The organism is Bradyrhizobium sp. BR14999, assembly GCF_056106085.1.
In genome coordinates this window covers 3,030,350-3,053,077 of sequence record NZ_CM148536.1, presented here as the reverse complement: position 1 = coordinate 3,053,077, position 22,728 = coordinate 3,030,350, and the positions used below count along the sequence as shown (strand labels likewise).

Genomic DNA, 22,728 nt, shown 5'->3' with positions numbered 1-22,728 from the left:
GGACTCAGATCCGGACAATTGAAACCATCTTTTAATAAATCAGGCCAAAGCTCGGTTTCGCGCGGAAACAGCGCCACCCGCTCAGAACGAACGGGAGCACAGCGAGGCCGCATCATGGCTCTGATCGAGACCAACTCTTTTCATGTTCCGGCAGAAGCCGGCCGCGTCTCCGGATTCGTCTCCGAGATCCAGAGCTTCTGGAAACGCTTCTTCGCCACCGCCTTCAACCCGTACCGGCCCGAATTGCACTACATGCGCGGCCCCGGTCCGGCCTGGCGCGCCAAGCACGGCATGGATGCACCGTTCCGTCTGAAGCCCCGCGACCTCTGAGCCCGCCGCTATCGGATTTTTGAAGACGCAGGCTGCTTGCGCGCGAGACTGATTGCGCGCAACCATGGCCCGGTTCCGACGAGGGCGCCCCCGCTCGCGCCGTCACCTCTCGCCATGGATGAACGCTGATGACGCGCCTGCGCTGTGCAATTCTCGACGACTATTTCAACCTCGCCCTCGACGTCGCCGACTGGCCAAAACTCTCCGACCGCGTCGACGTCACCGTGTTCAGCCACCCATTTGCTTCCGAGCAGGCCGCGGCGAGCGCGCTGGCCGATTTCGAAATCATCTGCGCGATGCGCGAGCGCACCGCATTCCCCAAGGGCCTGTTCGACAAGCTGCCGAAGCTGAAGCTGCTCTTGACCTCCGGCATGCGCAACGCCTCCATCGACATGGAAGCTGCGAAGGCGCGTGGCGTCGCCATCGGCGGCACGCAATATTCGCGCGATCCCACCGCCCCGCTCACCATGGGCCTGATCCTGGAGCTGACCCGCGGCATCGGCCGCGAGAATGCGCGCATGCATGCCGGCGAGCCCTGGCAGACCTTTGCCGGCGTCGAGATCGAAGGACTGACGCTCGGCATCGTCGGGCTCGGCAAGCTCGGCAGCAAGATGGCGGGGATTGCCAAGGCATTCGGCATGAACGTGATCGCCTGGAGCCCAAACCTCACGCAGGAGAAGTGCAAGGAGGCCGGCGTCGGCTACGCCAGCAAGGAGGAGCTGTTCGCCAAGGCCGATATCATCACCATCCATGTGGTGCTGAGCGAGCGCTCGCGCGGGCTGGTCGGCCGCGCCGATCTCGTGCGGATGAAGCCGACCGCCTTCCTCGTCAACACCGCGCGCGGGCCGATCGTGGACGAGCAGGCGCTGCTCGAGGCCCTGCAGCAGAGGAGGATCGCAGGTGCAGGCTTGGATGTGTTCTCGGTCGAGCCGCTGCCGGTCGACCATCCCTTCCGCAAGCTCGACAATCTCGTGCTGACGCCGCATCTGGGCTACGCCACCGCGGACGGCTTGCGCATCCATTACAGCCAGATGGTCGAGGCAATTGACGCCTTTACCAAAGGCAGCGAGCTGCCGCGGAAGCTGGCCTGAAACGGCACTGGCCTGAAACGACGATGGCCTGAAACGACACTGGCCTGAAACGACAATGGGCGTGCCAAGGCACGCCCATTGCAATTCGAATGCGCGCGAAGCGCCTAGCGCACGGTGACCGGCGCGGGCAGCGGCGGCACGACGGTCGGTTGGGTGCCCGGGACCGGGCCAGCCTGGGCGGCCATTGGAGCCGGACCAGCAGCGCTCGGCGTTGGCGCGGCGGAGGCGGTCGCCGTTCCCGGCTGCGGGCCGCCCGGCAGCACCACCACACGGGTGCCGACCTTGACGCGGTCGAACAGGTCGGAGACGTCCTCGTTCAGCATGCCGATACAGCCGGAGGAAACGAACTTGCCGATCGTCGAGGGCTGATTGGTGCCGTGGATGCGGTAGACGGTCGAGCCGAGATACATCGCGCGGGCGCCGAGCGGGTTGCCGGGGCCGCCGGCCATGAAGCGCGGCAGATAGGGCTGGCGCTCGATCATCTCGGTCGGCGGATGCCAATCCGGCCACTCGGCCTTGCGGGTGATCTTCTGTACGCCGGTCCAGGTGAAGCCGTCGCGGCCGACGCGGACGCCGTAGCGGATCGCACGGCCGTTGCCGAGCACGTAATAGAGGTAGGTGTTCGGCGTATCGACCACGAGCGTGCCAGCCGGCTCCTTGGTCTGGAACGCGACTTCCTGGCGGCGCAGGTTCTGCGGCAACTGCGCCGGCGCAGCATCAGGCTGCTCCTCGGGCGGCAACGACGCGACCGTCATCGGCCGGCCGTCGGCGCCGACGGGCGGCTGCCCGGCCTGGACCGTACCGGTCGCGGCGGGACCACCGACGGCCTCAGGCGGACGCAGGCCGTCATTGGCCGGTGCCTGGCCCTGCCCCGGACGATCGGCATAGATCACCGGGGGCGGACCGGCGGGACGGCCGTAGCGGGGATCGTCGGGCGACATCACGGGGCCTTGCGGCGCCGCGGCCGAATAGGCCGGAGCGCCAGCCGGACGGCCATAACGCGGATCATCCGGCGACATCACCGGCCCCTGCGGCGGGGCCGCCGAATAGACCGGAGGCGCGCCGGCCGGGCGGCCGTAGCGCGGATCGTCGGCGGGGCCGGGCGCCGGCAGCGAGGTCTGGGGCATCGCGTCGTCGTCTTCGTCCAGCGCGTCGAAATTCGGCGTGCGATCGCCTGGGCGATATTCAGCCGGGGCGCCATAGCTCGGCGCCTGCTGGACCGGATAGCTCTGAGCCTGCGCGAGCGAGGTTCCCGCCGCAGCGACTGTCGCGGCAGCGCATATCGTCAGAAAATGTTTGATCATCATCGCTCTTGTATAGTCCCCAAGCCCGACCGGACCGTTAACGGCCAGATGACCGAAGATAGCGGCACATTCAAGACATATCAGGCGTATTTGCGCCGGATTTGCCGATTTGTGATCCGCAAGACTACCGTTGCCCCATTGCATCACGGGGGAGAAATCGCATCACGCCATCAATTGCCGGAGTCTTCGGGCCCGAATTTTAGGGAACGGCGGAGAGGCGTTGCGATATGGTCGAATCAGCCTGATTCGTCATCGCTTTGAGCTCCGATCCCGGCGTGGCGAAGGCGGCAATCAGTACCGTCACCGCGTTCAGATGGCTCATGGGCCCTGGCCCCAACCCGGGGCGGAAATTCGTAATCCGACCGATGCTTCCCGGCTTTCGCTTCCTGTTTGCCGCGATCCTGCTGTCAACCTCCATCCTGGTGTTCGGCCTAGGGGCCGCCGCGCTGCTGCGGGCGAGCCATGAGCAGTATGTCAGCAACCCCGCCTGGCGGAACGGCCCGCAGGAGCAGGTGTTTGCGCAGGCTCCCGAGCCGGCTCAGCCGGTGCTCGCGGTATTACAGCCGGAGCCGGAGGTGACCGTCGAGCCCACCCCGTCGCTGCGTGACCAGATTCCAACCATCGGCTTGCCGGCGAATGGGCCAGAGCAAGTCGCCACGCCGACGACCGAGACCGACGTTCAGCCCCAGATCACTGAAGCCGCGCCTGAAGCCCAGACTCCGACCACCGAACCGGCCACACCCGAGCCGACGGCGGACGCCACAGCGCCAGCGGCCACCGACACGCTCACCCCGGCCGACACCGCGGCATCGATTCCCGAGACGCAGCCTACTGCTGCCGCGACCGTCAGCGAGCCGGTGCCGGCCGACCCCGGTGCCGCCCTCGCATCCCCGGCGCTCGATGCCGCCGCGGCCAAGCTGGCCGCGCTGAACGATCCGGCGGCGACGTCCGTGAAGGACACACCGGCGAAAGCCAAGGCGGGCATCAAGGCGGACAGCAGCGCGTCGGACGGCAAGGCGACCAAGCGCAAGGCGAAGGCGAAGAAGCGGCACCACATCGTGCGGCGTCCGCCGCCTCAGCAATTGCAGCAACAGCTCAATCCGTTCGGACAGCAGCAGCCGGCCTTCGCGACAACAACGACCGCGCGCACGCGCTGACGCTCCTTCTTCGCCTCTCCGCGCGGGGCGAGGGAGCGCACCGCCGCCATGGCGACGAGGTTACGCCGGCCCGGTCGCGATCGGCGGGCCGCCGGCCTGGCCCCATTCCGACCACGAGCCGTCATAGAGCGCGGTGTCGGTGATGCCGAGGCGATAGAGCGCGAGCGTCAGCACGCCGGCCGAGACGCCCGAGCCGCAGCTCGTCACGATAGGCGCATCTAGCTTGACGCCGGCGCCGGTGAAGGCGGCGCGCAAATCGTCGAGCGGCTTCATCGTGCCGGTCGCGGCATCGAACAGGAGATTGTAGGGCACGTTGCGGGCGCCGGGGATGTGGCCGGAGCGGATGCCCGGCCGCGGCTCCGGCGCGCGGCCCTCGAAACGATCGGCGGCGCGTGCGTCGATTACCTGCTCGGCGTGGCTTGCGACGTTGGCGATCAGCTGCTGCATGCTGCGCACGCGCTTTGCATCGTAGCTCGCCTTGAACGTCGCGGGCTTCGGCTTCACCTCGCCGCTCTCGACGGGGCGGCCCTCAGCGCGCCACTTCTTCAGCCCGCCATCGAGGATGCGCACATTGCCGTGGCCGTAGGACAGGAACATCCACCATGCGCGGGGCGCCGCGACCCAGCCGCCGGCATCGTAGATCACGACGGTGTCGGCATTGGAGATGCCGAGATTGCCGATGTCGCGGCCAAACTGCTCGGCGCTCGGAAACATGTGCGGCAGCGGGTTGGAATGATCCGACACCGCATCGACGTCGAAGAACACGGCGCCGGGCAGATGCGCGGCGAGATAGTCGTCCTTCGGCAGCGGCAGCACGCCGGGGAGCTTGAAGCTGGCGTCGAGCACCTTCACGTTGGCGTCGTTGATATGGGCGGCGAGCCATTCGGTGGAGACGAGGGGGTCGGTGGTCATTACGTGCTCCGGCTGTTGTCCTTAGTCGTCATGGCCGGGCTTGTCCCGGCCATCCACGTTCTTCGTCGCGGCAAGACGTGGATGCCCGGGTCAAGCCCGGGCATGACGGAGTGTGTGGCGAGGACGGTGTTCACCTCACCCCTTCTTCTTCGGCTCCCATTGCTCCGTCGGCCCACCGGCATCGCGCCAGGCGGCGTAGCCGCCGGCGATGTGGGCGACGGGCTTGAGGCCCATGTCCTGCGCGGTCTTGGCGGCGAGCGCGGAGCGCAGGCCGCCGGCGCAGTGGAAGACGAACTTCTTGTCCTCCTGGAAGATCGGCTTGGCGTACGGGCTCTGCGGATCGATCCAGAATTCGAGCATGCCGCGGGTGCAGGCGAACGCGCCCGGGATGCGGCCCTCGCGCTCGATCTCGCGGGGGTCGCGGATGTCGACGATGACGACGTCGCCGTTCTTGGAGATCTCGATGGCGTCCTTGGCGCTGAGCGTCTCGATCTCGGCATTGGCCTCGTCGATCAGCGCCTTGATGCCGCGGGTGATGGTCTGGGGCATATCTTTTCCCTTCTCCTTCGTCATTCCGGGGGCGATGCGCAGCATCGAGCCCGGAATCCATTTGTCACCAACGCTGCGGCCCGATGGATTCTCTGATGCGCAATTGCGCATCAAAGCTCGCGCTACGCGCGCCCCGGAATGACGACGCCGAGCATCAGTGCGTCAACTCCTTCATCGCACCTTCCAGACCCTCGATCGTGATCGGATACATGCGGTTGGCAAAAATGCGTTTGATGATGGTGGTCGATTCCGAATAGTCCCAATGCTTCTGCTGCACCGGGTTCAGCCACACTGCATGCGGATAGGTGCGGATGATGCGATCGAGCCAGACCGAGCCGGGCTCCTCGTTGACGTGCTCGACCGAGCCGCCAGGCACCATGATCTCGTAAGGGCTCATCGAGGCGTCGCCGACGAACACGACCTTGTAGTCGTGCGGGTATTTGTGCAGCACGTCCCAGGTCGGCGTGCGGTCGGTGAAGCGGCGCTTGTTCTGCTTCCACACGCCTTCATAGAGGCAGTTGTGGAAGTAGAAATACTCCATGTGCTTGAACTCGCTCTTCGCCGCCGAGAACAGTTCCTCGACCTGCTCGATATGCGCGTCCATCGAGCCGCCGATGTCGAAGAACACCAGCAGCTTCACCGCATTGCGCCGCTCGGGGCGCATGTGCACGTCGAGATAGCCGTGATTGGCGGTCTCGCGGATCGTGGTGTCGAGATCGAGCTCGTCAGGCGCACCGGTGCGCGCGAACTTGCGCAGGCGGCGCAGCGCCACCTTGATGTTGCGGATGCCGAGCTCGACATTGCCGTCCAAGTCCTTGAACTCGCGCTTGTCCCACACCTTCACGGCGCGGTTGTTGCGGTTCTTCTCCTGGCCGATGCGCACGCCTTCAGGGTTGTAGCCGTGCGCGCCGAACGGCGAAGTGCCGGCGGTGCCGATCCACTTCGAGCCGCCCTGGTGCCGCCCCTTCTGCTCCTCGAGCCGCTTCTTCAGGGTCTCCATGAGCTTGTCCCAGCCCATGGCCTCGATCTGTTTCTTCTCTTCCTCGGTGAGGTACTTTTCGGCCAGCTTCTTCAGCCACTCCTCGGGGATCTCCGCCTTCTCCATGGCGTCGAGCAGGCTTTCCAGCCCCTTGAACACCGTGCCGAAGACGCGATCGAACTTGTCGAGGTTGCGCTCGTCCTTCACCAGCGAGGCGCGCGACAGATAGTAGAAATTCTCGACCGTGTAGTCCGCGAGGTCAGCGTCGAGCGCCTCCATCAGCGTGAGGTATTCGCGCAGCGTCACAGGGACCTGCGCGTCGCGCAGAGAGGTGAAGAATTGCAGGAACATGGGTGACAGATTGCCCGTCGGGGGGCGAACGTCAAGGGGCGGAGGCCACTGCTCCGCGCTGGACCGGGAGGCTTTTTGCTCTAGAATTGGTGGCCATACGGGGCTGTTTTGGGGGACGTTTGCAATGGGAATTGTCGCAGCGCTGATCATCGGCGCGATCGCCGGCTGGCTGGCGGGCAAGATTGTCCACGGGGCGGGATTTGGGCTGATCGGCAACATGGTCGTCGGCATCATCGGCGCGCTGGTGGCGAGCTGGGTGCTGCCGCAGCTGCATATCGCGCTCGCCACCGGCACGGTCGGCGCCATCGTGGACGCCACCATCGGCGCGGTGATTGTGCTGGTCATCCTTTCGCTGATAAGACGGGTCTGAAAGCCTGACCGAACCGGGAACGGCCGCCACGCGCGGCCGTTCCCTTGTCGCGACCGGGGCCTGCGCCTCACGCCGACGATACCCAAGGACACGCAATGAAATTTACGGGCACCAAGGACTATGTTGCGACCGACGATCTCAAGGTCGCCGTCAACGCCTCGATCGTGCTGGAGCGCCCGCTCCTGGTGAAGGGCGAGCCGGGCACCGGCAAGACGGTGCTGGCGGAGGAAGTGGCAAAGGCGCTGAAGGCGCCGCTTTTGACCTGGCACATCAAGTCCACCACCAAGGCGCAGCAGGGCCTGTACGAATACGACGCGGTGTCGCGCCTGCGCGACAGCCAGCTCGGCGACGCGCGCGTGTCCGACATCAGGAACTACATCAAGCGCGGCAAGCTCTGGGAAGCCTTCACCAGCGAGCAGCGCCCGGTGCTGCTGATCGACGAGATCGACAAGGCCGACATCGAGTTTCCGAACGATTTGCTGCTCGAGCTCGACCGCATGGAATTCCATGTCTACGAAACCGGTGAGACGATCAAGGCGAAGCAGCGCCCGATCATGATGATCACCTCCAACAACGAGAAGGAGCTGCCGGACGCTTTCCTGCGCCGCTGCTTCTTCCACTACATCAAGTTCCCCGATGCCGACACCATGGGCCGCATCGTCGACGTCCACTTCCCCGGCATCAAGAAGCGCCTGGTCGAGGAGGCGCTGCGCATCTTCTTCGAAGTGCGCGAGGTGCCCGGCCTGAAGAAGAAGCCATCAACGTCGGAGCTTTTGGACTGGCTCAAGCTGCTGCTCAACGAGGACATGAGCGTCGAGCAACTGCGCGAACGCGACCCGCGCAAACTGATCCCGCCGCTGCACGGCGCGCTGCTCAAGAACGAGCAGGACGTGCACCTGTTCGAGCGGCTGGCGTTTTTGAGCCGCCGGGAGGTGTAGGGCACGCGGCCGACACATTCTCGGTGTCGTCCCGGCGAAGGCCGGGACCCATACCGCGTGATCTATCGATTGCGAATGGTCGGCGTACCAAACTACCAATATTCGCAAAACCACTTCCTGGGGTAATGGGTCCTGGCTTTCGCCAGGACGACGTGTTGGACATCGGCATCGTTTCCAAATGACACCGTCATTCCCCGCGAAAGCGGGGAATCCAGTACGCCGAGGCGTCTCGGCTCAATCACAATCGCCTCTGGATACTGGATCGCCCGGTCAAGTGTTCAGCCCGGGGACATGACCGACGGGTGTTCGGGGACATAGCCGACACTTTTTCCGCTCGCCAAGTCGATGATAGCGACTTGGTGGGCGGCGAAGAAGACCCCGTATTGCGCAGCGTTTGCCGAGGGGCGGATGGCAAGGCGCTCGCCGCAGAAGGCCTGGGGGACCTTCCAAAGACATCCCTTGAAGCTGACATAGGCCTTGGTCGTGGAGACGCGGCGTACGATCTCGTGGCTGTCGTATTCGACCTCCGGCAATCGATCGGGCATGGCTCGCTGGCTCGGCCGATATCGACTGGCCGGGACCTGTTGTCCGAGCGCTTCGTGCGGTCGCTCGAAGTTGTAGACTTCCCGCCAGGCGTCGAAGGCGCGCTGTGTCTCTGCGAGATCGCGGAAGTGCCGCAGCGCGAACACCTCAGCCGCGAGCGTGCGGTGGAACCGCTCATTCTTGCCACGGCTTTGCGGGTGATATGGGCGGCTGTGGATGACCGCGATGCCGAGCTTGAGCAGCCATACCGAGAACCGCGTCCATCGTTCGCCCGAAGGATCGCCCCAAGGCGAACCATTGTCGACGAAGAAGGCCTCCGGGAGGCCGTAAAGGCGAAAGGTCTTCTCCAGGCGGCTGCGCACGGTATCTGTGCGTTGATCAGCACAGGCCTGCAGGCACAGATCATAGCGCGAGTGGTCGTCCACGACCGTCAGAGGATGGCATTGGGCATCATTGCCGAGCCGAACCCAGCCTTTGAAGTCCATCTGCCACAACAGATTGGGGGCCGGCATCTCGAAACGCTGGCTGGCCACCGCGCCGCCGGCCGGAGGCTTGATGCGGCCGGACCGACGCAAGATCTGATGGACTGTTGAGACGGCTGGCGCGCGAAAGCCATCGCGCTCGAGACAACGAGCTATCTTGCGAGCTCCCCAGGCCGGATGAGCATCGCGTACCGCGGTAATGCGCGCCTCGAGCTCGCAATCGGTCTGTCCCGGGCTCGCATGCGGTCGCCGCGAGCGGTCCTCGATGTCCTGGTCGGCCTGCCATCGTGCAAGCCATTTGTAGCCCGTATCGGGATGGATATTGAACCGCCGACAGAGTTCTCGTCGGTTCGCTCCCTCCTGCATCGCAAGCCGAACGAACTCTCGCCGCTGATCCATCACCGACACCTCTCGCCAGGGCATGGACTTGGCCTCCCACACTGCCAAATCCGTGCACTATGACGTGTCGGCTATGTCCCCGAACACCCGTCGGTCATGTCCCCGGGCTGAACATCAAGCCGGGCGATGACAACGGAGATTGAGGCACACTTCTTCAGCATCGTCATTGCGAGCGTAGCGAAGCAATCCAGAATCCCCCCGCGGCGGCAGTCTGGATTGCTTCGCTACGCTCGCAATGACGGAGCAAGGGGCATTGGGTCGCTCTCCGGCTCACGTTCTGAACTGCAGACACACGTTCGCATCCTCGCGGCGCATTTCGCCCGAGCTTTGCTCTCTCCATCGCCCCCAAAGAAAGAGGGCGATCGGCATAGAGGCGTGGAGTTTGGCTCCACGTCCCCTGCCACACCACCCGGCATGCGGGTCCGCACCGGGCGGTTCGATGGGTTGAGGTTAGCTTGCGAGGGAGGGGACTCCCAGCCGTCTGAAGCGTTCATTTGGCAACGCTTTGTTGAGCGCCACCTTCGAGGTGCGCCACCAGCGCCGTCTGTTGATGGCCACTCGCCTGGCTTCGTCGGGATGTACGCCGCGCGCGATCAATTCGCGGTAGACGACATGCCCGTTCTTCCAGTGCTTGAGCTGAACCGCCCGCAGACGATGCCGGATCCACCCGTCGATGTCGGCAAAGACGCCGGGCGTCTCTGCAAGGCGGAAGTACCCCTTCCACCCTGTCAGATACTTGCCGAGCGGCTTGCACATTTGTGCGAGACTGCGTCCGGCACTGCGCCGGGTCATGTCGCGCACGCGCTCTTTCATGCGTTCGATGGCCTGTGGTGCGACGCGCCGCCTGATCGTCCGTCCCGCAGCCACCCAAAAGGAGAAGCCGAGGAACTTCGATGCCGTGGCGCGTCGTACCTTGCTCTTGGTTTCGTTGACGCGGAGCTTCAGCTTCCCGAACAGCTTGCGCAGTGAGGTCATCACCCGCTCGCCCGAACGCTGCGTCCGAACGTAGACGTTCAGATCGTCGGCGTAGCGGACGAAGGCATGCCCGCGCCGCTCCAGCTCCTTGTCGATTTCGTCCAACAGCACGTTGGCCAATAGCGGAGACAGCGGACCGCCTTGCGGCGTCCCCTCACCCCGCTCGATCACCACCCCGTCTGCGAGCACGCCCGCATTGAGGTAGCGGCGGATCAGCCGCAGCACCCGACGGTCCGCGATCCGTTTGGCCAGCCTTCCCATCAGGATGTCGTGGTTGACCCGGTCGAAGAACTTCTCCAGGTCGATATCCACCACGAAGCTGCGGCCTTCCTGCACATAGGCTTGCGCGCGACGCACCGCGTCGTGCGCACTCCGTCCGGGCCGGAAGCCATAGCTTGCATCCGAGAAGGTTGGGTCGAACTGCGGTTGCAGAACCTGCAGCAGGGCCTGCTGGATGAACCGGTCGAGCACGGTGGGGATGCCGAGCTCGCGCTCGCCCCCGCCGGGCTTCGGGATCGCCACCCGCTTCACTGGCTGCGGCTGGTACTGCCCCGCGAGCAATTTCTCGCGCAGGAGCGGCCAGTGCACGCGCAGATGGTTAGGTAGCTCCTCCACCGTCATCCCGTCGATGCCGGGACTGCCCGCATTCTGCCGAACACGCTTCAGTGCGGCCTGAAGGTTCTGGCGTTCACACACCTTCTCCATCAGATCGCTGCTTCCTGGGCGCTCGTCTCCACTTCCAGTCAGGGGCGCTTCCACGCGCCCGGCCGGCCGCTGCGGCTTCACCGCAGCGGTCGATCGTGCGTCCGGGGCTTCCGGCTTCTGTGGCATAATTCCCCCGAGGTTTGTGGGCGTTTCGCCCTTCCCATCGTTCGGCCCTTCACGGCTTTAAGCCGCTACTACGGCCTCTGCTGACTTCTCGCTCCGAAGGCCTTGCAACCCTCGTCACCCTTTCAGGTGCAAGCGAGATCTCCCCGGGTAAGACCTTCGACCTTCGCTGCACGACCGCCGGATCTACGTCGCCTGCCTTGATCACAACGGCTTTGCGGCTCCTGGCCCGCTCGCCCTGCTCGGCTCCGCCTCATATCCGATTTCTGTTCGTCGGCCCGCAGCTTCGCTCCCCGCTTCCTTCACGCCGGCCTCGCGGTCCGACACTCTGCGGTTCACTTCGCTCGCTGTGATCAGCTCACGGAAGGACTTTCACCTCCAAGTCGAAGCCCATGCCGGGCACACCAGGGAAGGCCGGGTGCCGGCTGGCACCCACGGTCCGCTGCGCGAAAAGCACACGCAGAAAACCGCACAGCAGCATACAGGTGAAGCCCAACACACGGCCTTCCCTGCGCAGTGGTTGGACGGCTTATGCCGCGCTCTCCCGGGAGCCGAGTTCGTTCTGGCCTCCCTCACCCCAGCGAAAGTCGCCGGCACCGCGCCGGTTGACGCCAATGCCGCATCCGCCAAGGCTTGACCGTAGCAACGACGGCCAGGACCACACGGTTTTGCCGTACGCACGGTTCGCTTACACGCCGCAGTTTTTCCAACCCTGTCGACGGAGCCGGAAACTTGCTGGCGAGACGAACCTGACAGCGCCGTTCGTCTACACGAAGCCTTGGGGCTCACGGAGAGCAATCCGCCCTGCCCTTAGCCTCGCGCCCGACGCTGCCGCGTCCACCGCAACCCGGCCCGCGTTTCGAACGACCTCGCGAACCGCCCCTCTTCCTCAGGCCGGGCTGTTTCGACTTATGCCGCAATTCCGAATTTCGGTAAAGTGGAATATTTTTGCGAAGAGGGATTGACGAACGAGCGACACAGCAAAGCTCGTAGGGTGGGTTAGCGTCAGCGTAACCCACCTCTTTTCGTTTCCGCGTCAACAGAAGTGGTGGGTTACTCGCTCAACACGTCGGCTTGCACGCCCGTGTTAACAATCGCTGAAGTCACATGGTCCAAGTTCATCGCTCTGCTCAATCAAGGCACGATCTAGCTGTCGCCCAAATCAGCTAGCCATGCAGCAAAATCCTCGTCTCCGTGAAGATATGCGGTTCGAGAGGTACGCAAATCTGCGCCGCCTAGCCTGGTGATAGCCAGCCAGACTTGCGCATCTTCAATGTTGGGATCGAGTCGTCGGACCCATTGTGCGGCCCAATCCGAGACATCCTGACGCGCTTCGTCATCGCCGATGAGGGCGAGTATCTTCTCTCGAACTACCGAACGAGTCGGCTCACCGAGATCCTCACAATCCGACACGAGTCACCATTTGGTCGGTTCACGCCTGAACGCCGTGCGCCCAGGAAAGATCGGGCTCCGAGTAGTGAAAGGCGACGATCCGCCCCCTCGCTTGAGGCAATGACAAGTCGAAATCCGCGGGCAGAGGCCATTTTCCGGGTTCACCGGTGATCCAGCTAACTCCGGTCGCGTCAGATGTTACGACAGCATCGGCGAGTGCGGTCAGTATGACCTCCGCCCTGTCATAGAACCGGCCACCGCTCGGCAGCGGTATCGAGCGCTGGAATGCGTCGAGAGAAAGGGCTCCAGATTCCGTCACTAGCCAATCCCTATCCGCATATATGGAGTACCATGCGCCCGTGCGCTCGATCTTCAGAGGCCCGACATTCAGCAGGATCAAGCTCTCTACGAGGCGTGCCACTAGCAGGGCGCCGGTCGGAAAATCGCCGACATACATATCAGGCCGGGCGCGAATTGCGTCCACGACTCGCATGGCTAGAACTACCTCATTAAAATCACTCGGACTTTCGCTCATCGCTAACGATCATCCTCCACCTGTGGTGATGAATAGCTCTCGACCAATGCGGAGAGAAACCCACTTCCTAGGACGTCAACCAGCTCCCTGTCGCGAGCGGTCCGCATCGAGAGCCAGTTCCTGACATCGCCGATCGTGAAGAAGCAGTCTCGAACGGCAGCTATTCCTCTCAGGTCTACGTCGCATTCAACCGCCAGAACGGCCAGGTCAATGGGACGCTCTTGATATATAGCCCACCTCTTCCGTCGATCGACGATAGACATGCCTCCCATATCGCCGTCGTCGCACATCGCCCGGCCGAGCTTCTTGATCTCGCAAGGCAAGTTCGAAGCCTCGTCCAGGCTTGCAAGAAATCTTCGGGTCGAACTCGCATAAACATCGATCTCGAAATCCAAACCCGAGCACACGACTGCGACCTGCCGCAGCGCGGAAATGATCGCCTCCGAAGAATTCAGATCTATATCATAGAAGAAATAACTGCTGAAACGACGAACAAATACATCGCTGGGCAATTCACCAACAATGATGTTGTCCAACGGCTCGACGCCCGCTTCGAGTTCTGTTTTCCTGCTCACATCCGTTCCCGACAGGGCGATCCGCTTGTTGACACTATAGACGCGGAGAGCACGAGGCAACTTTTGGTTGTTGATCGAACGGGCAAAATTCGTAGGGTGGGTTAGCGTCAGCGTAACCCACCGCTTATGTCTCCGCATCGAGAGAAGTGGTGGGTTACGCCGCGCGAACTGCGCTTCGCGCAGTCGCGGGGCTAACCCACCCGACGACCCTCACGCCACCGCCGCGTCCGGAATGCGCGCGGATTCCATCGGCTGCTTGCCGCGGATGAGGTCGGAGGCGCGGTCGGCGATCATCATGGTTGACGCATTCAGGTTCGCCGAGATCATGCGCGGCATGACGGAGGCATCGATGACGCGGAGGCCCTCCAACCCGTGGACGCGGAGCTGGTCGTCGACCACCGCCCAGGTACTGTCCGCCGGACCCATGCGGCAGGTGCAGCCGGGGTGGAAGGTGGTGGTGCCACGCTGGGTCGCGGCGTGCAGGAATTCGTCGTCGGTGTTGACGTTCGGACCGGGGAAATCCTCGTAGGCGTAATAGGGCGAGAGCGGCGCAGATTTCAGCAGGCGCCGTGCGAGCTTCATGCCGCCGACGATGACGCGGCGGTCGAGCTCGGCGTCGAGATAATTGGTCTGGATGATCGGCGGCGCGAACGGATCATTGGAGCGGATGCGGACATAGCCGCGGCTCTCGGGGCGCTGCTGCCAGGACGCCACGGTCATGCCGGGTTCGTCCTCGAGCTGGCCCTGCACGCCTTCCTTGTAGCTCGCCGGCGTGAAGGTGAGCTGCAGGTCGGAACTCTCCGCGCTCTCTCCGGAGTGCCAGAAGCAATAGACCATGGTCGGCGACAGCGAGAGCAGGCCGCGGCGCGCGGTCGCCCATTTCAGCGCCTCGATCCACAGCGAGAAGCCGCGGCGAAGCTCGTTGATGGTCTTGATGTCCTTCACCCGCGCCACCGTGCGCGGCGCGTAATGGTCCTGCAGGCCTTCGCCGACCGGCAGCGCGTGGCGCACCTGGATGCCATGGGCCTGCAACAGATCGGGCGAGCCGATGCCGGAGAGCTGCAAGAGCTGCGGCGAATTATAGGTGCCGCCGGAGAGGATCACTTCCTTGTTGGCGCGCACCTCGACAGGATGACCACCACGGCCGCCCTTCATGTAGCGCACGCCGCCGGCGCGCTTGCCTTCAAAAATGATCTCGGTCGCATGCGCGTGGGTGTGCACATGGACGTTGGGACGCTTCATCGCGGGCCTGAGGAAAGCGGTGGCGCCGGAGACGCGCAGGCCGTTGTTGATGGTGCGCTGGCAGTAGGACACACCTTCCTGGGTCTTGCCGTTGTAGTCGGGGTTGCGGGGGATGCCGAGCGAGACCGCGCCTTCCATGAAGGCTTCGCAGAGCGGATCGCGCCACTCCATCGTGGTGACGGTGAGGCTGCCCTCGCGGCCGCGATAGAGCGCCTCGCCCTCGCCGACGCGTTTCTCCAGCCGACGGAAATAGGGCAGCACATCGGCATAGCCCCATCCGCGATTGCCCATCTGCGCCCAGGTGTCGAAATCCATGCGCTGGCCGCGATTGTAGATGTGGCCGTTGATCGAGGACGAGCCGCCGAGCGTCTTGCCGCGCGGCGCGTAGATGCTGCGCCCGCCAGTCCAGGGTCCGGGCTCTTGCTGGTAGGCCCAGTTGATGCTCTTCATGTGGAAGGTCTTGATGAAGCCCGCCGGCAGGTGGATGTAGGGGTGCCAGTCGGAAGGGCCCGCCTCCAGCACGCAGACGCTGGTCGCGGGGTCTTCGCTCAGCCGGCTGGCGAGCACGCAACCGGCCGAGCCCGCGCCGACGATCACATAATCAAATCTGTCCATGGTGGCAGCGTCCTTCGCGCAATGAGTCTCAGTTGAATTGGTGCCAGAAGCGGGCGCTCTTCACCTCTCCCGGAGGGAGCGGTGACCGAGCGAGCAGCAAATCTGGAGCACATTATAGCTAGCGCGGCTTGTCGTTGAGTTGAAATTCGAGATGCGCCTGGACCGTCGGCCATTCGGCGGCGGTGATGCTGTAGACCACGGTGTCGCGCAACGTGCCGTTCGGCCCGACCTGGTGGCTGCGCAAAATGCCGTCCTGCTTGGCGCCGAGGCGCTCGATGGCGCGGCGGCTCTGGTGGTTGAAGAAATGCGTGCGGAACTCGACCGCGATGCAGTTCAGGGTTTCGAAGGCGTGCCGCAGCAGCAGGAGCTTGCACTGCGTGTTGAGCGGGCCGCGCTGCGCGCTCTTGCCGTACCAGGTCGAGCCGATCTCGACCCGGCGGTTGGCGGCATCGATGTTCATGTAGGTGGTCATGCCGACGATCCTGCCGCCGGCATCGAACACGGTGAACGGCAGCATCGAGCCTGCGGCCTGAAGGCCGAGACGGCGGTCGATCTCCTTGCCCATGTTCTCCGGCAGCGGGATCGCCGTGTACCAGAGTTTTGACAGCTCGCCGTCCTTCACGGCCTCGACCAGCCCCTCGCGATGCTGATGCGACAGCGGCTCGAGACGGGCGTGCTGTCCGCGCAGGGTGATGGGGTCGGGCCAGGGCATTGAAAGTCTCTCCTTGCGTCATTGCGAGCGAAGCGAAGCAACCCAGAGTCTTACGGCGGAGGCAGCCTGGATTGCTTCGTCGCCAGCGCAAAATTGCTTCGCAATTTTGTCGCGGCTCCTCGCAATGACGGCTTGGCTCACTTATTCAAGAAATTCAACGGCAAACCGCCGCGCGGCCAGTCCATGGCGATCAGCTCGCCCTTACCTGACAGGGTGATGTAGGCGGTCTTCAGCTCGGGACCGCCGAAGGCGATGTTGGTGGTGACGCGGTCGCCGGTCGGCACCTGTTCCACCAGGGTGCCGTCGGGCGCGATCACCGAGATGCAGCCGGAGACGAGGGTGGCGACGCAGACATTGCCGTTCGCCTCCACCGCGAGCGAGTCGAACATCTGGTAGCCGCCGAGGCCGCAGATCGGCTTGCCCCGCTCGCCGCGATAGATCACCTCGCGCGGCTTCAGCGTGCCCGGCGCGGAGAGCTCATAGGCCCAGAGCCGGCCCGTCGGCGTCTCTGCGATATAGACCGTGTTCTCGTCCGGCGAGAGCCCGATGCCGTTCGCCGGCAACACGCCGTGCACGATTTCGACGATCTCCTTCATGCCGGGCTTGAGATAGTACATGCCGCCGACATCCATTTCGCGCGCGCGGCGTTTGCCAAGGTCGGAGAACCAGAGGCCGCCCTGCTTGTCGAAGACGAGATCGTTCGGGCCGCGCAGATCGTGCTCGCCGCATCTGGTCACGACGGTCTCGACCTTGCCGGATTGCAGATCGACGCGCTGGATCGAGCCGCCGCGGTAATCGTCCGGTTGCGGGCCCGGCATGATCATCTTGCCGGCCGGAAGCCAGGAGAAGCCGCCATTGTTGCAGATGTAGATCTTGCCGTCGGGCCCGAGCGCGGCGCCATTGGGGCCACCCGGCACCTTCGCGACGATCTCCTTGCGGCCATCGGGATAAACGCGGGTCAGGCGCTGGCCGCGGATCTCCACCAGCACGACCGAGCCGTCCGGCATCACGACCGGCCCTTCTGGAAATTCGAGGTCGGTGGCGAGAACGCGGACGTTGGACATGTTGGGACCTTCCCGGCTGCTTGTTATGACTTGCACGGGATGTCCGGCACGGGCCCACACGCAAGATTTGCCTGCGGTTATGACAAAGTCGCCGGGGCTTGCCAAGCAAGCGGGACGGTATGCCAGCGTTGCGGAAGCCCCCTACTCCCTCACCGGCATCCAGATCTCGAAGCCGCCATTTCCGGTTGCTGGATCGAACTTCTCGTCATAGCGCTCGAAGTTCGGTGCGTCCGCTGCTTTGAGGCCGGAGGCCGGCAGCCACTGATTCCAGATCGTGTTGACGGTGCGGCGGATCGCGGCGACGTGATCGGTGTGGGTAAAGACGGCGTAGCGCTGCTCGGGCATGCGGATGCGGCCGAAGCGACGCGGCAGGTCCGAGAAATCGGCGACCTCGACGCCGGCGATGTAGTCGAAATTGCCGGCATCATCGCCGTTGCAGCAAACGCCGTAGGCGACGTTGCCGACGCGCGCGGGAATGTCGGCGACCTCCTGGTGAAAGCGGTGCCATAGACCGGGGATCATGGCGCCATTGTCGCAGGAGATGCGCTCGGCGGGACCGGCGACCAGGAAGGCCTTTGCGATTTCGAAACGCGGCGGGGCAAGATGGTCGAGCATGGTGGAGTCCATGAGGATCGGCTCCTGAAGCTTGAGGTGGCTGACGCATGTCGCGGCCCGCACGGCTTCGGGCGTTACTCCGAATTGGTCGCGGAACGCGCGGGTGAATGCTTCGTGCGAGCCGTAGTCTGCCTCCAGCGCCAGTGACAGGATGTCAGGCGCACCGTTCGCAAGACTGCGCGCGGCTTCCGTCAGCCGCCGCGCGCGCACGTAACGCATCACCGGAAGACCGGTGGCTGCGGCAAACGCGCGCACGATGTGGAACCGCGACACGCCTGAGATCGCAGCGATCTCGTCGAGCGTCATCGGCTCGGCCAGATGGCTCTCGATATACCAGAGCGCGCGCTGGGCTGGGTTCACGGTGGTTCGTCCTCGTTCGAAGCGCGGTCATGATGCGCAGCAATGCCGCCGGCCCGCTTGATCGGCATTGCGGTCCTGACATGAGGATAGCCGGGCAACGGCTACTGGCAACATCCGGGCGTTCGTGGCTACACTCCCGGCGTCTCTGAAACCGCTCACCAGAAAGCACGGAGGAACCGCGTCATGGAAATTACAGATGTGCGGGCGCACCATATCCGCATCCCCTATGACGCCGGTGTCGCCAGCTTTCGCCAGGGCGCTTCCGCAATTACCGCGCTCGACATGGTGCTGGTCGAGGTCACGACCGATGCCGGGCTGACCGGCTGGGGCGATGCCTTCGCCTATGTCTGCCCCCACACCACGCGCAGCGCCGTCGAGGAGATGATTGCGCCGCAGGCGCGTGGGCTGAAGGTGCCTGATGCGGCCGGCATCCCAGGGATCATGGAGCAGATCCAGCGCAATCTGCATCTGTTCGGCCGCTACGGCGTCACAATGTTCGCGATCTCCGGACTGGACATCGCGCTATGGGACCTTGCCGCGAAGATCGAGGGCGTGCCGGTCCACCGCTTGCTCGGCGAGACCAGGCACACGGCCATTCCCGCTTACGCGAGCCTGCTGCGGATCGGCTCGCCCGACAGCATCGCCACCGAATGCAGGAAGACGCTCGCGCTCGGCTATGGCGCCATCAAGCTGCACGAGACCACGACACCGGCGGTGTTCGCCGCACGCGAGGCGATCGGGCCAACCATTCCGCTGATGGTCGACATGAACTGTCCTCTCACCGCCGAGCAGGCGATTGCGTTCGCGGCGACGTGCCACGACGCGCGTCCGATGTTTCTGGAGGAGCCGGTCTGGCCGCCGGAAGATTTTGCTGCGCTCGCCGAGGTCCGCAGCAAGGGCGGGCTCGACATCGCCGCCGGGGAGAATGCCTGCACGGAATATCAATTCCGCCAGATGATGAATGCGGGCGCGGTGAGCCATGCCCAGCCCTCGGTGATCAAGGTCGGCGGCATCACGGAGTTCCTGAAGGTCGCGGCGCTGGCCGATCAGTTCGGCGTCAAGATCGTGCCGCACTCTCCCTATTTCGGTCCGGGCCTGCTGGCGACGTTGCATCTCTTGTCACTGCGCGAGGACGGGCTCGTCGAGATGTTCTACTTGAAACGCGAGGCCTGCCTCTGGGGCGGCCGCGCCGATGTCGATGCGACCGGCCATGTCGCAGTGCCGAATGGCCCTGGACTTGGCTACGAGCCCGATCGCGGCGTGATGGAGCGATATCGCGTCGCGTGATCGCCGCGCCTATTTCGCAGCGTCCTTCGCCGCCGCCGGCGCGTCCTGCTTCTTCTTCGCATCGTCGCCCGTCTTCACTTGGGCGGCCTGGAGATCGGCGAGCGTCTTCTGCAAGCCGGCGAGACTCGTCTTCAATGCGTCGATCTGACGATTGGCCGCGTCCAGCTTCTGCTGATGATCGAGCGTGAGCTTGGTGATAGTCTTCTGCAGGAAGTCGACATTGCTCTGGAGGCAGCTCGTGCGCCGCTCCATGGTCTTCTCGACGGTGCAGATCTCGATGCCGGGCACGTCCTGCGCGCGGAGCGGTAACGGCGCCAGCGCTGCGAGCAGCAACATTGCGAAACAGACGCCGGCGCTTCGGAGCAGCATGAAAGGTTCCTCGTCAATCGATCACATCAATGTGCGCTTTTTGCGCGCAAGCGCGTGAGGCTACCACACTCGTACCGCATTCTCGCGTGAGCTTGCGCCTGTTCCCTGGGACGGGGAGCGATGATCGGCACGCGGAAAGAAGTGGGCGTTCTTTCCGCGGCTTTGTTTAGGGGAGATTTTTGGAATGGCAACGCGCGATAGACGTCTGGCGGAATTCGATGGCACCGGAGAACCACCACCGGGCCTCGCGGTCGAAGTGTTGTGTGAGGACCACAGCGGAACGTATCAGCTGCCGTTCGCCTGCCGTTATGTGGAGGGACGCTGGCGCAACCACGAAGCCGGCATCGCGGTCGAAGCGACCGTCATCGGCTGGCGTCTGCCGCGCGTGAAGCAGCGCGGTGCCGCCTGACGGCGATCTGTGTTTCAAAATGCGACGGGGCCGCGCTCCCGCTTTAACCTTCGGAACGCGGCCTGAACGAATCACGTCCGAATCGGCCGTAGGGCTTCGTACGCATCTGTTCACGGCTAGATGTCGCCAGCCGGCCGCCCGCGCGCACAATATCTGCGCAGCGCAGGATTGGATTTGGGCCGCGTATTGGCGGCAAAAGTTAACCGCATCAAGGGCATGACGGGGCATGCCACGTGCCTGCCGGGCGACGGTCCCCAGCCCCCGAAACGGGCAGGACTGCGCGAGACCTGCCTAATATTCGACCTCGAGCTCCTCGATCTCGGCCGGCTCTTCCCGCGCCGCCGCGATCCATTCCTGCATCTCGGGCATGGCCATAATGGTGTCGGCATAGGCCTTCAGCGGCGGCGCAAGCTTGACGTCATAGGTGACGAAGCGCGTCACCACGGGGGCGTACATCGCATCCGCCATGGTGCGCCGCTCGCCGAACAGGAAGGGGCCGCCCGATTTCTCCAGGCAGTCGCGCCAGATCAACCAGACACGGTCGATGTCGGCCTGCGCGCGCGACCAGATCTTGAAGCCGGGAAAGTGTCCCTTCAGGTTGACCGGCAGCGAGGCGCGCAGCGTGGTGAAGCCGGAATGGATTTCGCCCGAGATCGAGCGGCAATGCGCGCGCTGAATGCGGTCATCAGGCAGCAGCCCGGCGTCCGGCATCACCTCGTTGAGATATTCGGCGATCGCCAGCGTATCCCAGACCACGGCGCCCTCGTGCCGCAGGCACGGCACCAGGATCGAGGACGACAGCAAGAGGATTTCGGCGCGCGCGGACGGATCGTCTGGCGCGGTGACGATCTCCTCGAAATCGAGCCCGGAAAATTTCGTCAGCAGCCAGCCACGCAGCGACCAGGACGAGTAGTTCTTGCTGCTGATGGTCAGTGTCGCCTTCGCCATTTGGCCCTTCCCTGCGCCTGATCTCGACACCCGCTCGCGCCACGGGCGTGCCCATGAGCTGTGCTTCCCGCAAGATGAGGAGCAAGCGATGTGCCAGTTTCGAGGCTGTCCCGCTCCCGTCTGGCTTCGATATTGCATAATGGCCCGGGGACAGGTGGGCGTTTCAGTATGATGTCGATGTATTATCAGGCCTTCCAGAACCATATGGACCTGACCGCGCCATGGCGGGCGGGGGCTTCGTCCGCGCTCAAATTCCTCAACCTGGTACCGCAGGGCGTGTCGCATCAGGTGGTCGGCCGGCTCTCGGCGGCGCTGGAGCTGATCTCGCGCTCCACCCTCACCTATGATCGCCCGGCCTACGGCATCGACAGCGTGATGGTGGGCAATCGCGAAATCGGCGTCACCGAGGAGATCGCCTACGCGACGCCGTTTGGCTCGCTGCTGCACTTTCGCAAGGACGGCGTGGGCGAGCAGCCGCGCATGCTGCTGGTGGCGCCGATGTCGGGCCACTTCGCAACACTGCTGCGCGGCACCGTGAAAACGCTGCTCCAGGACCACGACGTCTACATCACCGACTGGCACAATCCGCGGGACATTCCCCGCAGCGAGGGCCGCTTCGGGCTCGACGACTACACCGAGCATCTCATCGATTTCCTCGGCCAGCTCGGCCCGCGCCCGCACATGGTGGCGATCTGCCAGCCATCGGTCTCCGCGCTCGCGGCCGCCGCGATCATGTGCGAGGACAACCACCCCTCGCGGCCGGCGACGCTGACGCTGATGGCCGGGCCGATCGACACCCGCATCCAGCCGACCAAGGTCAACGACTTCGCCAAGAGCAAACCGATCGAATGGTTCGAGCGCAACCTGATCAATTACGTGCCGATGCAGTGCCGCGGCGCCTTGCGCAAAGTCTATCCCGGCTTCGTGCAGCTCACCGCCTTCGTCTCGATGAATCTCGAGCGCCACATCAAGCAGCATCTCGACCTCGCCAACCACATCGCCAAGGGCGAGAAGGACAAGGCCGCCAGCATCAAAACCTTCTACGATGAATATTTCGCGGTGATGGACCTGCCGGCGGAGTTCTACATCGAGACCGTGCGCGACGTGTTCCAGGAGCACCTGTTGCCGCAGGGTAGGCTGATGCATCGGGGACGCCCGGTGAACACCAAGGCCGTCAGCCGCATGGGGCTGATGACGGTCGAGGGCGAGAAGGACGACATCTGCTCGATCGGCCAGACCCTCGCCGCGCAGGACCTCTGCACCGGCGTGCGCGCCTATCGCCGCGTCCACCACATGCAGGCCGGCGTCGGCCATTACGGCGTGTTCTCGGGCAAGCGCTGGAATAACGAGATCTATCCGCTCTTGCGGGATTTCGTGCACGTCAATTCGTGACCATC

Annotated in this window: 23 protein-coding genes; 8 read left to right on the top strand and 15 right to left on the bottom strand. The window is 64.1% G+C overall.

Features of this window, described 5'->3' with window-relative positions; genetic code table 11:
* Nucleotides 1-114: 114 nt before the first annotated feature.
* Nucleotides 115-330: a hypothetical protein gene (locus ACR9YP_RS13995; RefSeq protein WP_128936099.1), complete on the top strand. Its 216-nt coding sequence runs from the start codon at nt 115-117 to the stop codon at nt 328-330.
* A gap of 128 nt (nt 331-458) precedes the next feature.
* Nucleotides 459-1,421: a D-2-hydroxyacid dehydrogenase family protein gene (locus ACR9YP_RS13990; RefSeq protein ID WP_474220169.1), complete on the top strand. Its 963-nt coding sequence runs from the start codon at nt 459-461 to the stop codon at nt 1,419-1,421.
* Between the two features lie 104 nt (nt 1,422-1,525).
* On the opposite strand, the gene ACR9YP_RS13985 is transcribed toward ACR9YP_RS13990, so the two are convergent.
* Both ACR9YP_RS13985 and ACR9YP_RS13980 read right to left on the bottom strand, forming a co-directional pair.
* On the bottom strand, nt 1,526-2,725 hold the full coding sequence (locus ACR9YP_RS13985; protein WP_176945308.1) for a L,D-transpeptidase family protein: 1,200 nt from the start codon (nt 2,723-2,725) through the stop codon (nt 1,526-1,528).
* Nucleotides 2,726-2,924: 199 nt separating this feature from the next.
* On the bottom strand, nt 2,925-3,047 hold the full coding sequence (locus ACR9YP_RS13980) for a hypothetical protein (RefSeq protein ID WP_438105897.1): 123 nt from the start codon (nt 3,045-3,047) through the stop codon (nt 2,925-2,927).
* A gap of 43 nt (nt 3,048-3,090) precedes the next feature.
* Between ACR9YP_RS13980 and ACR9YP_RS13975 the strand changes: the two genes are divergently transcribed.
* Nucleotides 3,091-3,882: a hypothetical protein gene (locus ACR9YP_RS13975; protein ID WP_474220167.1), complete on the top strand. Its 792-nt coding sequence runs from the start codon at nt 3,091-3,093 to the stop codon at nt 3,880-3,882.
* A gap of 60 nt (nt 3,883-3,942) precedes the next feature.
* Here ACR9YP_RS13975 and sseA read toward each other — a convergent pair whose 3' ends face one another.
* The 3 genes from sseA to ACR9YP_RS13960 all read right to left on the bottom strand — a co-directional run bounded on the left by sseA (nt 3,943) and on the right by ACR9YP_RS13960 (nt 6,673).
* Nucleotides 3,943-4,794, bottom strand: coding sequence for a 3-mercaptopyruvate sulfurtransferase (gene sseA, locus ACR9YP_RS13970; protein ID WP_438105893.1), 852 nt, complete (start codon nt 4,792-4,794; stop codon nt 3,943-3,945).
* 135 nt (nt 4,795-4,929) lie between these two features.
* Entirely contained in the window at nt 4,930-5,343 is a 414-nt protein-coding gene (locus ACR9YP_RS13965) for a rhodanese-like domain-containing protein (RefSeq protein WP_091879449.1), read from the bottom strand.
* A gap of 154 nt (nt 5,344-5,497) precedes the next feature.
* Nucleotides 5,498-6,673, bottom strand: coding sequence for a vWA domain-containing protein (locus ACR9YP_RS13960; RefSeq protein ID WP_080134207.1), 1,176 nt, complete (start codon nt 6,671-6,673; stop codon nt 5,498-5,500).
* Nucleotides 6,674-6,797: 124 nt separating this feature from the next.
* Here ACR9YP_RS13960 and ACR9YP_RS13955 point away from each other — a divergent pair, with 124 nt between their 5' ends.
* Together ACR9YP_RS13955 and ACR9YP_RS13950 are read left to right on the top strand one after the other, a co-directional pair.
* Nucleotides 6,798-7,043: a GlsB/YeaQ/YmgE family stress response membrane protein gene (locus ACR9YP_RS13955; protein ID WP_091879455.1), complete on the top strand. Its 246-nt coding sequence runs from the start codon at nt 6,798-6,800 to the stop codon at nt 7,041-7,043.
* A 95-nt stretch (nt 7,044-7,138) separates the two neighbouring features.
* Entirely contained in the window at nt 7,139-7,981 is an 843-nt protein-coding gene (locus tag ACR9YP_RS13950) for an AAA family ATPase (protein WP_438105891.1), read from the top strand.
* 278 nt (nt 7,982-8,259) lie between these two features.
* Here ACR9YP_RS13950 and ACR9YP_RS13945 read toward each other — a convergent pair whose 3' ends face one another.
* From ACR9YP_RS13945 to ACR9YP_RS13910, 8 genes are all read right to left on the bottom strand, one after another.
* Nucleotides 8,260-9,429, bottom strand: a complete 1,170-nt coding sequence (locus ACR9YP_RS13945; protein WP_474217576.1) for an IS481 family transposase — start codon at nt 9,427-9,429, stop codon at nt 8,260-8,262.
* Nucleotides 9,430-9,855: 426 nt separating this feature from the next.
* Nucleotides 9,856-11,211 carry a group II intron reverse transcriptase/maturase gene (ltrA, locus tag ACR9YP_RS13940; protein ID WP_474217016.1) on the bottom strand — a complete coding sequence of 452 codons (1,356 nt, stop codon included), beginning with the start codon at nt 11,209-11,211 and terminating at the stop codon, nt 9,856-9,858.
* Nucleotides 11,212-12,640: 1,429 nt separating this feature from the next.
* Nucleotides 12,641-13,135 (bottom strand): hypothetical protein, encoded by a 495-nt coding sequence (locus tag ACR9YP_RS13935; RefSeq protein ID WP_474220166.1) that lies wholly within the window; start codon nt 13,133-13,135, stop codon nt 12,641-12,643.
* 2 nt (nt 13,136-13,137) lie between these two features.
* Nucleotides 13,138-13,710 carry a hypothetical protein gene (locus tag ACR9YP_RS13930; RefSeq protein WP_438105887.1) on the bottom strand — a complete coding sequence of 191 codons (573 nt, stop codon included), beginning with the start codon at nt 13,708-13,710 and terminating at the stop codon, nt 13,138-13,140.
* Nucleotides 13,711-13,920: 210 nt separating this feature from the next.
* Entirely contained in the window at nt 13,921-15,567 is a 1,647-nt protein-coding gene (locus ACR9YP_RS13925) for a GMC family oxidoreductase (RefSeq protein ID WP_438105885.1), read from the bottom strand.
* Between the two features lie 118 nt (nt 15,568-15,685).
* Nucleotides 15,686-16,279, bottom strand: coding sequence for a GNAT family N-acetyltransferase (locus ACR9YP_RS13920; RefSeq protein WP_128936107.1), 594 nt, complete (start codon nt 16,277-16,279; stop codon nt 15,686-15,688).
* Between the two features lie 137 nt (nt 16,280-16,416).
* Entirely contained in the window at nt 16,417-17,343 is a 927-nt protein-coding gene (locus ACR9YP_RS13915; RefSeq protein WP_474220164.1) for an SMP-30/gluconolactonase/LRE family protein, read from the bottom strand.
* A 141-nt stretch (nt 17,344-17,484) separates the two neighbouring features.
* Nucleotides 17,485-18,318: a GyrI-like domain-containing protein gene (locus tag ACR9YP_RS13910; RefSeq protein WP_438105881.1), complete on the bottom strand. Its 834-nt coding sequence runs from the start codon at nt 18,316-18,318 to the stop codon at nt 17,485-17,487.
* A 183-nt stretch (nt 18,319-18,501) separates the two neighbouring features.
* Here ACR9YP_RS13910 and ACR9YP_RS13905 point away from each other — a divergent pair, with 183 nt between their 5' ends.
* Nucleotides 18,502-19,605 (top strand): mandelate racemase/muconate lactonizing enzyme family protein, encoded by a 1,104-nt coding sequence (locus ACR9YP_RS13905; RefSeq protein WP_474220163.1) that lies wholly within the window; start codon nt 18,502-18,504, stop codon nt 19,603-19,605.
* Nucleotides 19,606-19,614: 9 nt separating this feature from the next.
* On the opposite strand, the gene ACR9YP_RS13900 is transcribed toward ACR9YP_RS13905, so the two are convergent.
* On the bottom strand, nt 19,615-19,974 hold the full coding sequence (locus tag ACR9YP_RS13900) for a hypothetical protein (RefSeq protein ID WP_438105877.1): 360 nt from the start codon (nt 19,972-19,974) through the stop codon (nt 19,615-19,617).
* Nucleotides 19,975-20,158: 184 nt separating this feature from the next.
* Between ACR9YP_RS13900 and ACR9YP_RS13895 the strand changes: the two genes are divergently transcribed.
* On the top strand, nt 20,159-20,383 hold the full coding sequence (locus ACR9YP_RS13895) for a hypothetical protein (protein WP_091879473.1): 225 nt from the start codon (nt 20,159-20,161) through the stop codon (nt 20,381-20,383).
* 291 nt (nt 20,384-20,674) lie between these two features.
* Here the strand turns inward: ACR9YP_RS13895 and ACR9YP_RS13890 are convergent, their stop codons facing one another.
* Complete coding sequence (locus tag ACR9YP_RS13890) at nt 20,675-21,331, bottom strand: glutathione S-transferase family protein (protein WP_130212631.1); 657 nt, start codon at nt 21,329-21,331, stop codon at nt 20,675-20,677.
* A gap of 168 nt (nt 21,332-21,499) precedes the next feature.
* Here ACR9YP_RS13890 and ACR9YP_RS13885 point away from each other — a divergent pair, with 168 nt between their 5' ends.
* Nucleotides 21,500-22,723 (top strand): polyhydroxyalkanoate depolymerase, encoded by a 1,224-nt coding sequence (locus tag ACR9YP_RS13885; RefSeq protein WP_128945781.1) that lies wholly within the window; start codon nt 21,500-21,502, stop codon nt 22,721-22,723.
* Nucleotides 22,724-22,728 lie beyond the last annotated feature (5 nt).